5 protein-coding genes are annotated in these 8,669 nt (G+C 75.0%); 3 read left to right on the top strand and 2 right to left on the bottom strand.

Going from position 1 to position 8,669, the window contains the following annotated elements; all coding sequences use genetic code 11:
• Positions 1-162: 162 nt before the first annotated feature.
• Positions 163-498, bottom strand: coding sequence for a hypothetical protein (locus ACFWIS_RS14410; RefSeq protein WP_380452782.1), 336 nt, complete (start codon positions 496-498; stop codon positions 163-165).
• Positions 499-1,082: 584 nt separating this feature from the next.
• Between ACFWIS_RS14410 and ACFWIS_RS14405 the strand changes: the two genes are divergently transcribed.
• The 3 genes from ACFWIS_RS14405 to ACFWIS_RS14395 all read left to right on the top strand — a co-directional run bounded on the left by ACFWIS_RS14405 (position 1,083) and on the right by ACFWIS_RS14395 (position 7,776).
• A complete protein-coding gene (locus tag ACFWIS_RS14405) occupies positions 1,083-3,860 on the top strand; it encodes an ATP-binding protein (RefSeq protein WP_380452780.1) in 2,778 nt (925 codons plus the stop codon).
• 348 nt (positions 3,861-4,208) lie between these two features.
• Positions 4,209-6,935: a BTAD domain-containing putative transcriptional regulator gene (locus ACFWIS_RS14400; RefSeq protein WP_380452778.1), complete on the top strand. Its 2,727-nt coding sequence runs from the start codon at positions 4,209-4,211 to the stop codon at positions 6,933-6,935.
• A 127-nt stretch (positions 6,936-7,062) separates the two neighbouring features.
• Entirely contained in the window at positions 7,063-7,776 is a 714-nt protein-coding gene (locus ACFWIS_RS14395) for a DUF4232 domain-containing protein (RefSeq protein ID WP_380452776.1), read from the top strand.
• Positions 7,777-7,901: 125 nt separating this feature from the next.
• On the opposite strand, the gene ACFWIS_RS14390 is transcribed toward ACFWIS_RS14395, so the two are convergent.
• Positions 7,902-8,651, bottom strand: a complete 750-nt coding sequence (locus ACFWIS_RS14390) for a DUF1775 domain-containing protein (protein WP_380452774.1) — start codon at positions 8,649-8,651, stop codon at positions 7,902-7,904.
• Between the last annotated feature and the right edge of the window lie 18 nt (positions 8,652-8,669).

Below are 8,669 nucleotides of genomic sequence, written 5' to 3'. Positions count from 1 at the left end.
CCTCCACATAAGCGGCACGGGTTCGAATCACGGGGATGGTGAGGCGACGACGGGGCGTGTCGGGTCAGCGCTCACGCGCCGAGGGGGTGGGCGAACCGGGGCTGCGGCGTCCACTCCCGGAGTTGGCGGGCCGGGCGGCTGCACGGGCGGCCGTCCGAGCGGCTAGCCGGTCGGTTGCACGGGCTTGCGACCCCAGGCGGAAACGGCTCGCGTGCCGGGATCCGTGAAGTCCGGTCGGTCGATCGAGGACAGTGCCGCGTCCGGCTCGTCGGCCGGCGGGGAGCCGTTCCGGGCCTGGAAGTCGCGGAGTCGCGCGAACCACAGACGCCAGAACTCGTCAGCGAAGCCGCCGTCACCGATCATCACCGGCTGCACCGCCATGCCGCCCGAGGTGAGGCCGCCATCGGGCACCAGGGCTTGCAGCCGTCGGCCCAGGCGGAGACCGCTGCACTGGGAGACCCCGAGGGTCCGCTCGGCGACGAGCAGGCCCTGACGCATCACCGGATGGGGTGAGGCATCGGCGGCCCCTGGTCGAGATCGTCGACCAGGAGAAGGCCACCGGGGCGCGGCCACTCGGCCATGGCGGCCAACTAGGCGCCGGCCGAGCCCTTGGGGCCGCACGCGGTCAGCGCCCGCCCTGCGGCGAGGAGCGCGGTAACCGGTCTTCGTGCGCAGGCGTGCATACCCCTCATCGCTTTCGACATCGTCGTCCCCCATCCGGCGGCACTGTCCGGTCCGCCCCTCGGAGGGCGACGATCGGTGGTGACTGCAACGACCTTGACACACGCAACCTCCCAGGTGAACGCCGGTTACGGCCCCGTGACACAACGTCGAAGGTCTGGCGACAATCAGCACCGGGCGTCGCCCGGCCGAGGTGCTCGCCCGTCCGGCACGGGTCCTCGGACGGGTTCCGCGGCAGGCCGCTGCTCGCGCGGCGGAGGGAAGGGGGGCGTGAACTGACTATCTGTCAAGTTCTCACTGCATCCAGCCGTTCGGCGGTAGCCTCGGCCCTCTGCGACGGCGGGACGGACAACGACAGACCGGGCAACAACTGCCCTGGCGGGGCGAATCGGAGGCGGCGGGTGGCGGAGGGGAAGGCCGGGCACGGCAACGGGGCCGGGGCCGGGGCCGGGAAGGGCGACGGGACGCTGCACGAGCGGGAGGCCGAGATCCGGTCGGCGGAGCAGGCGATCGAGGCGCTCACCCTGCCCGCCGGTACCGGCGTCGGGGAACTGCTGCTGTACACCGGCGCGGCCGGGCTGGGCAAGACCGCGGTGCTGACCGAGGTGCGGCGGGCGGCGCAACGCGCGGGCTGCACGGTGCTGTTCGCCCGGGGCGGGCAGCGGCAGTGCCACGAGCCGTTCCACGTGGTGCGCCAGCTGGTGCGGCCGGTGCTGTCGGCCCTGTCCGACGACGAGCGGGCGCGGGTCTTCGGGCCGTGGGAGGACGTCGTCGGCCCCGCGGCCGGACTGCTGCCGCCCGGCGGGCAGCTCGATCCGCAGGGGGTGCGGGACGGGCTGGACTTCGTCCTCACCCGCCTCGTGCAGCTGCGCTCGCCGGTGGCCGTGCTGGTCGACGACCTGCACTGGGCCGACCCGGAGTCGCTGGGCTGGCTGGCCGGCTTCGCGGTCCGAGCCCGGGAGCTGCCGGCCCTGGTGGTGCTCGCCTGCCGTGACGAGTTCCCTGACGACGCGCTGGCCCTGCAACGTCTCCTCGCCGACCGGGCCGACCGCCGGCACGAACTGCGCCCGCTCCAGCCCGCCTCGATCGCGCACCTGGTCCGGGCCGCCCTGGGCACCCAGGCCGAGGACGCCTTCTGCCGCCACGTCTGGGCGGTCACCGCCGGGAACCCGTACGAGACCGCCGCCCTGCTGCACGAGGTGGCCGACCAGCGACTCGACCCGGTCGAGGAGAGCAGTGGTCTGCTGCGCGAGATCGCCGCCACCGCCCGGGGGATGACGCTGCGGCACTGGCTGGACCGACTGGGCCCCACCGCGCTGCGCTTCGCCTGGGCAGCGTCGGTACTGGACACCGACATCCGCCCCGGACTCGCCGCCGCCATCTGCGCCCAGGGACCGGAGGCCGCCGCCCAGTCCGTCCGGGAACTGCGCCGACACCGGGTGCTGACCAGCGCACCGGGGGGCCGGCTGGAGTTCGTCCACCCGCTGGTCGCCACCTCGGTCTACCAGTCGATGTCGCCGGCCACCCGCACCGGGATGCACGGGGTCGCCGCCGTCGAGGTCGAGAACGCCGGCCTCGGTCTGTTGGCGGCCTCCCGGCACCTGCTGGAGATCCTGCCCGAAGGCGACGGCGCCATCGTCGACAAGCTGCGCCGGGCGGCCCGCGAACACCTGGCCATCGGCGCGCCCGAGGCCGCGCAGCGCTGCCTGCGCCGCGCCATCAGCGAGCCGCCCGCCGACCAGGACCGGGCCTCCGTGCTCTACGAGCTCGGCTGCTCGGCGTTGCTCACCGACCCCGCGACCACGGTCAACCAGCTGCGCCTGGCGCTCGTCGACCCGTACGGGCTGGCCCCCGGGTTGCGGGTGGACGCGGTCTTCCGGCTCGCCCAGGCCCTGGCCCACAGCAACCGGGTCGGCGAGGCCGCAGCGCTGTGCGCCGAGGAGGCCGCGCGCACCCCGCCCGGCCCGGGGCGGCTGCGCCTGGAGGTCGCCCACTTCATGTTCGGTGCGTTCCAGTCCGAGGACGAGGACGGCCCCGGCCGCTCCCGGCGGCTGGCGGAGTTCCACCGGATGCTGGGCACGGTCGGACTGGCCTTCAGCGACGCCGACACGGACACCGGCGCGGACGTGGACGCGCCGGTGTCGCTGAAGGCCGTGTTCGAACACGACGGCCTCGCCCACGCGGTGGCGGTGTTGCGCTGCTGGGACCTCACGCTGCGCGGCACCGACCGCGCGCAGGCGCTCGCGCTGGCCGACTCCGCGCTGCCGCAGGGCCGGCTGCCCCGCAGCCTCGGCTGGACCAACACCACCTGGGGCTTCGAACTGCCCGGGATCCTGGGCCTCAGCTACCTGTACGCCGACCGCGTCGACGTGGCGGAGGAGCTGTTCACGGAGGCGGTACGCGCCTACGAGGTCGCCGGCTGGAGCGGCGGCCACCTCGGCTTCGCCTACCTGCTGACCGGCATGCTGCGGTTCCGCTGCGGCGCGCTCGCCGAGGCGGAGGACTACCTGCGCCGGGCCCTGCGCACCGCCGGGCGGATCGGCCCGGACACCCCGCTGCACTGGGACGCGGTCGGGGCGCTGGCCGAGACCCTGGCCGCGCGCGGCAGGCTGGGGGAGGCCCTGGAGCTCGCCCGTGAGCACGCCTTCGGCCCGCCGTACCCGACGGTCATGGTGCTGCCGGACGCCCCCACGCTGTACGGCCGCCTGCTACTGGCCCGGGGCGACGCGCCGGGCGCGGTCGAGGTGCTGACGGCCGCCGGCGCGGCCCTCGACGCGCGGGGATGGCGCAACACGGTGTGGGCGCCGTGGCTGGGGCACCTGGCGCGCGCGGTGGCCCCCGACCAGCCGGAGCGGGCCCGCGACCTCGCCGAGGAGGGAGTGCGCCGGGCCCGGGAGTCCCGGACGGACTCGGCCGTCGGCAGCGCCCTGCGGCTGTGCGCCGCGGTGCACGAGGCGCCGCGCGCGGCCGAGCTGCTGGCGCAGGCGGTGCGGCACCTGGAGCGCTCGCCGGCCCGCTACGAGCACGCGATCGCCCTGGTCGACTTCGGCGAGGCGCTGGGCTCGGCCCCCGCCGCCCGCGGCACGCTCACCCGGGGCCTGGGACTGGCCGTCCACTGCGGCGCCGACGGCTTGGCGGCCCGGGCCCGCGACCTCCTGAGCGCGGGGACGGGCGGCTGAGCGAGCCCGTGAGCGATGCGCGCGCCGGGCGGGCCGGTGGGACGCGCGCAACCACGTCGACGCCGCCGGATGGCGACGGACCACCTGTTCCCCACGGTCCCCGGGCAGCCCTGCTCGCCGTGCGGGAGGGCAAGAGCGGCCTGGTCGCGCTCGCGCTGGTCGTGGGCGCCGCGGCCGGCGTCGGCGCGATCGTCTTCCGCTGGCTGATCAGGACCTTCACCCTGCTGCTGTCCGGGCGGCGTCGAAGCCACCGCCGGGCCCCGATCCCTCGTGCCATCGGCTACGCTGCCGACCGGCCCGGTTCGACGTCCCGATGCCCAGTAGTCCCCGGAAGATAGGGTTCGGTTCATGGAGTTCCAGGTCCTCGGCCCCGTGTCGGTCAGCGGGAGCGAGGGGCCGTTGCCACTCGGGCCCGCCAAGCGGCGCAGCCTGCTCGCGATGCTGTTGCTGCGGGCCAATGTCGCGGTCTCCGTGGACACGCTCACCGAGGCACTGTGGGACGACGAACCCCCCTTGCACGCCCGCACCGTGATCCAGGGCCATGTCTCGCGCCTGCGGGCACTGTTGGCGGGCATCGGCGCATCGGCGTACGGCGTCGAGCTGAGTACGCGCGGCGCCGCGTACCACCTGGAACTGCCGGAGACTCTGCTCGACGCCCACCGCTTCGAGGGCCTGGTGGCGCTCGCCCGCCGCGCCGCCGACCCCGGTGACAGGGCCGCGCTGCTCACCGAGGCGCTCGCCCTGTGGCAGGGCCCCGCGCTGGCCGGCGCCTACCCGTCGCCGCTGCTGCGCTCCGCCGCGCACACCTTGGACGAGGCGCGGCTCGCCGCGGTCGAGCTGCTCGCCGACACGTACGTCGTGGGCGGTGAACACGAGCGCGCTGTCCAGCTGTTGCGGCCGGAGACCGGGGCCCATCCGCTGCGTGAGCCGCTGGCCGCCCGGCTGGTCGAGGCGTTGCACCACGCGGGGCGTTCCTCGGAGGCACTGGACGCCTACCACCGCGCCCGCCAGGTTCTCGCCGACGAGCTCGGCGCCCGTCCGGGCGTCGAGCTGACCGCCGCCTTCACCCTCGCCCTCGGCCCCGACAGCGCCCCTGCGGTTCGGGCCGATTCGCCCCAACCCGCCCTGAATCCGGTGCGGGTCCGGCCCAACCTACTGCCTCGTACCCCGCGCGGATTCCACGGCCGCACCGCCGAGAGCGCCGCGTTGACCGCGGCCGCGGCCGCGGCCGGACCTGACGGGCCGGTCGTCGTGGTCACCGGGCCCGCCGGGGTCGGCAAGACCGCACTGGCCGTGCACTGGGCGGCCGACCGGTGCTCCGACTTCCCCGACGGGACGCTCTACGCCGATCTGCGCGGGTTCAGCGACACCTCGGACCCCGAACCGGCCGAGCTGCTGCGGGAGTTCCTCGTCGCTCTCGACGTTCCACCGCGCCGGATGCCCGAGTCGGCGGACGCCGCCGGTGCCCTGTTCCGCTCGCTCACCGCCGACCTGCGGCTGCTCGTCGTCCTCGACAACGCCCGTACCTCCGCACAGGTCCGCCCGCTGCTGCCCACGGGGCCCGGCTGCGTCACCGTCGTCACCAGCCGGGCCCGCCTCGCCGGTCTCGTCGCCTCCGACGCCGCCCGCGTCGTCGCCCTCGATGTCCTCGGCACCGACGACAGCGTGGCCCTGCTCGCCCGTGTGCTCGGCGAGCACCGCACCGCGGCCGAGCCCCAAGCGGCTCGCCGTGCAGCCGAGTTGTGCGGTGGGCTGCCGCTCGCGCTGCGGGTCGCCGCCGCTCGGCTCGTGGAACTCCCCGCCCTCGGCCTCGCCTCACTCGCCGACCGGCTCGCCGACGAGCGCCAGCGGCTCGCGCTGCTCGCCGCCGAGGACATCAGTGTCGCCTCCGCGTTGCGGCTCTCCACCGCTCACCTTCCCGCCGACGCGGCGCAGCTGTTCACCGCGCTCGGCCATCACCCGGGCACACACGTCGACCGGTTCAGTGCCGCCGCACTCGCCGGCACGACCCCGCCGGATGCGGCCCGCGCCCTCGACCGCCTGGTCGCCGCGCACCTGCTCACCGAGACTGCCCCCGGCTGCTACGTCCTGCACGATCTGGTCCGGCTCTACGCGCGTGGCCGGAGTCACGACCCGGCCGCCCGCACCGCGGCCCGGCTGCGCCTGTACGACCACTGCGTGGCGACCGCGCTGTCCGCGTCCGAGGCCGCGGAACCTGGCGGGGAGCCCGCCTTCGTACAGCCCGATGACTTTCAACAGCCCTCCGCAGTACGGGACTTCACCAGCCGCGAGGAGGCGCTCGGTTGGTTCGCCGCCGAACGCGACGACCTCGCCCTGATCGCCGCCGCGGCCCGCGTCGAGGGCCGGCCCGAGCGGGCCTGGCGGATCGCCGTGACCCAGTGGCCGTTCGTGGTCTGGCGGGTCCTCGCCGACTGGGCGCCCACCCTGGAGGCCGCCCTCGCCGACGCCCGCGCCTGCGCCGACCCCTATGCGGAGGCCCGCGTCCTGACCCTGCTCGGCTGGGTGCTCACCGAGGAGGGCCGCACCGCCGAGGCCCTCCGGCACCTGCGCGCCGCACCCGAACTCGCGGCCCGCGCAGGCGACGTACTCGGCGAGGCCACCGCCCTGGTCAACCTCGCCGCGGCCCTCCCCGACGACGAACCCTGCGCCGCCGAAACGGCCTGCATCCGAGCCCTCGCCCTCGCCACCGAGGTCGACGACGCGCACACCCGGATGCTCGCGCTCCAGCACCTGGCCCGCATCCACCTCGGCGCGGGCCGCCACCAACAGGCGTACGAGGCGGCCGAGGTGGCGCTCGGCCTCGGCCCCGAGCACGAGGCGGTCGCCCGGCGCGTGCTCCTGCGCACCTGGCAGGGCGAGGCGCTGGCCGGGCTCGGCGACACCACGGCCGGGCGGCACCGCCTCGCACAGGCCGCGCTCGAGGCCGAGCAGACCGGCTTCGACGCGGGCGCCGTCACCGCGCTCGAAGCCCTGCTGCACATCGCCGACCAGGACGCACTGCCCGAACTGCGGCGCCGGCACGCGGCGGCACACGCCAGGATCCGGGAGCGTTAGCCGGGCGTTAGCGCCGCCGCCGCGCTCGTTAGTGATCTGCCAGCGTGCCGCAACACCCTCGTTCAGGTAAGGGGAAACGATCTCTCGCAGGATCGCGACCCACGAACGAGAACCGGGGGAACCACCCATGCGCTCCACCACCCGTCCCGCCCTGCTCGCCGTCGGTGCCGTCGCCACGCTCGCCCTGTCCCTGACCGCCTGCAACGACGTCAGCGGCGCGCAGGACAGCGCCGCCGGCGGCAGCAGCGCATCATCAGCCGCCCCGTCGGGTTCCGCCCCCGCCTCGGCGTCCACCTCGGCGCCGGTCTCCACCTCGGCCTCGGCGCCGTCCGGGGGCAAGGCGAGCGCGGGCGGTGGAGCCAGTTCGCCCTCCCACACCGGCGGAGGCGGCGTCACCGTGGCCTGCACGACCAAGAACACCTCGGTGACGTTCCTCCAGTCCTCGGGCCACGCCAGTGACGCGCAGGCCGCCGCAGCCACCCTCAAGATCACCAACAGCTCGGGTGCCCCCTGCACCATCGTCGGCCCGACGACCGTGGTCGCCGCCGACGACCAGGGCAAGGCGAGTCCGGTCTCGGGGGACAACTCCACGGCCGGCTCGGAAGCGGTCGACGTTCCGGCGGGCGCCACCGTGGTGGCGGACGTGCTGTACAACGACGTGAACGGCCAGGGCACCACGTCGGCCCGCTACACCTGTCCGGTGCAGGCGTCCCACGTCAAGGTCGCGCTGCCCAAGGACGCGGGCACCACGGTGAACGTGATGAAGGCGAACGGTTCGCCGGGCGGCGTCTTCAGCGTCTGCGGCACCGACTTCAAGGTCGGAGCCTTCGCGGCACGGTAGAGCTCGGCGCAGCCCCGTCCGTTCGCACGATCCTGCACGTGACGGCGTGGATCAGGGTCCGGTGCGCATCGCGTCGGTTCACTACCATGCGCGCAGCGGGACTTCTTCGCACGGCCGATGGCGGCTCACGGACCCCGCCTCCCTCGCCGCGTGCCCCGCATCCTCACTGCGGCGAGGACGGCGGCGGCCACCAGGACTCCCGATGCGCCGAGGAGCGTTCGGCTGGGAACGGTTCCCTGCGGCGGTGCGCCCAGGGCCCGGGCGGGCGCTCGGGGAATGGCGGAGGCGGTCCCATCGGTGGCGGCGGTCCCATCGGTGGGGCTGGCTCCGGTCCCACCGGTGGGACCGGAGGCGGTCCCATCGGCGGAGCCGGCGGCGGGTTCAAGGAGGAGAACCGGCGCAGGAAACGGCGCCTCGGTGCTGCCTACCTGCCCCTGGCCCCAGTCCACGACCGAACCGTCGGAGTAGGTCTGCACCGTCTCGAACCTCAAGGAGGCCGCACGGGGTAGGGGTCCGACGCGCACCTCGAAGAGCTGGTGGTCGTCGGGTCGGATCGCGTGCCCGGCCGTCGCCGTCCAGATCAGACGGCTTCCGTTCCCGGGCTGGGCGACGGTCTGCTCCTCCCACCCGGCCACAGGGGGAACCTCGGTCACACCGAGGCCGGCCGGCACGGAGACCTCGACGCGGACGGTCGTCGCGTCCGCCTTCTCGCTCGGGACCCTGAACCGCAGGGTCGCGGGCTGACCGGGGACGGCTCCGTCGGCGAAGACCCGGACGTGGGCCGAGGCGGGTCCGGCGGAGAGGAGCACCGCTCCCGCCGCACCGACGGCGGCCGCGGCCAGGGTCACACGATGCCGTCCGGTACGACGGGCCATGAGCACTCCTTCGGGATC

Source organism: Kitasatospora sp. NPDC127060, from assembly GCF_042724935.1.
GTDB lineage: Bacteria > Actinomycetota > Actinomycetes > Streptomycetales > Streptomycetaceae > Kitasatospora.
This window is presented reverse-complemented; position numbering and strand designations above follow the sequence as displayed.

Bases quoted from the DNA above. Each gene is read 5' to 3' on its own strand.
- ACFWIS_RS14410 (WP_380452782.1), bottom strand. From the start codon at position 498: ATGCGTCAGGGCCTGCTCGTCGCCGAGCGGACCCTCGGGGTCTCCCAG.
- ACFWIS_RS14395 (WP_380452776.1), top strand. From the start codon at position 7,063: ATGCGCTCCACCACCCGTCCCGCCCTGCTCGCCGTCGGTGCCGTCGCC.
- ACFWIS_RS14390 (WP_380452774.1), bottom strand. From the start codon at position 8,651: ATGGCCCGTCGTACCGGACGGCATCGTGTGACCCTGGCCGCGGCCGCC.
- ACFWIS_RS14400 (WP_380452778.1), top strand. From the start codon at position 4,209: ATGGAGTTCCAGGTCCTCGGCCCCGTGTCGGTCAGCGGGAGCGAGGGG.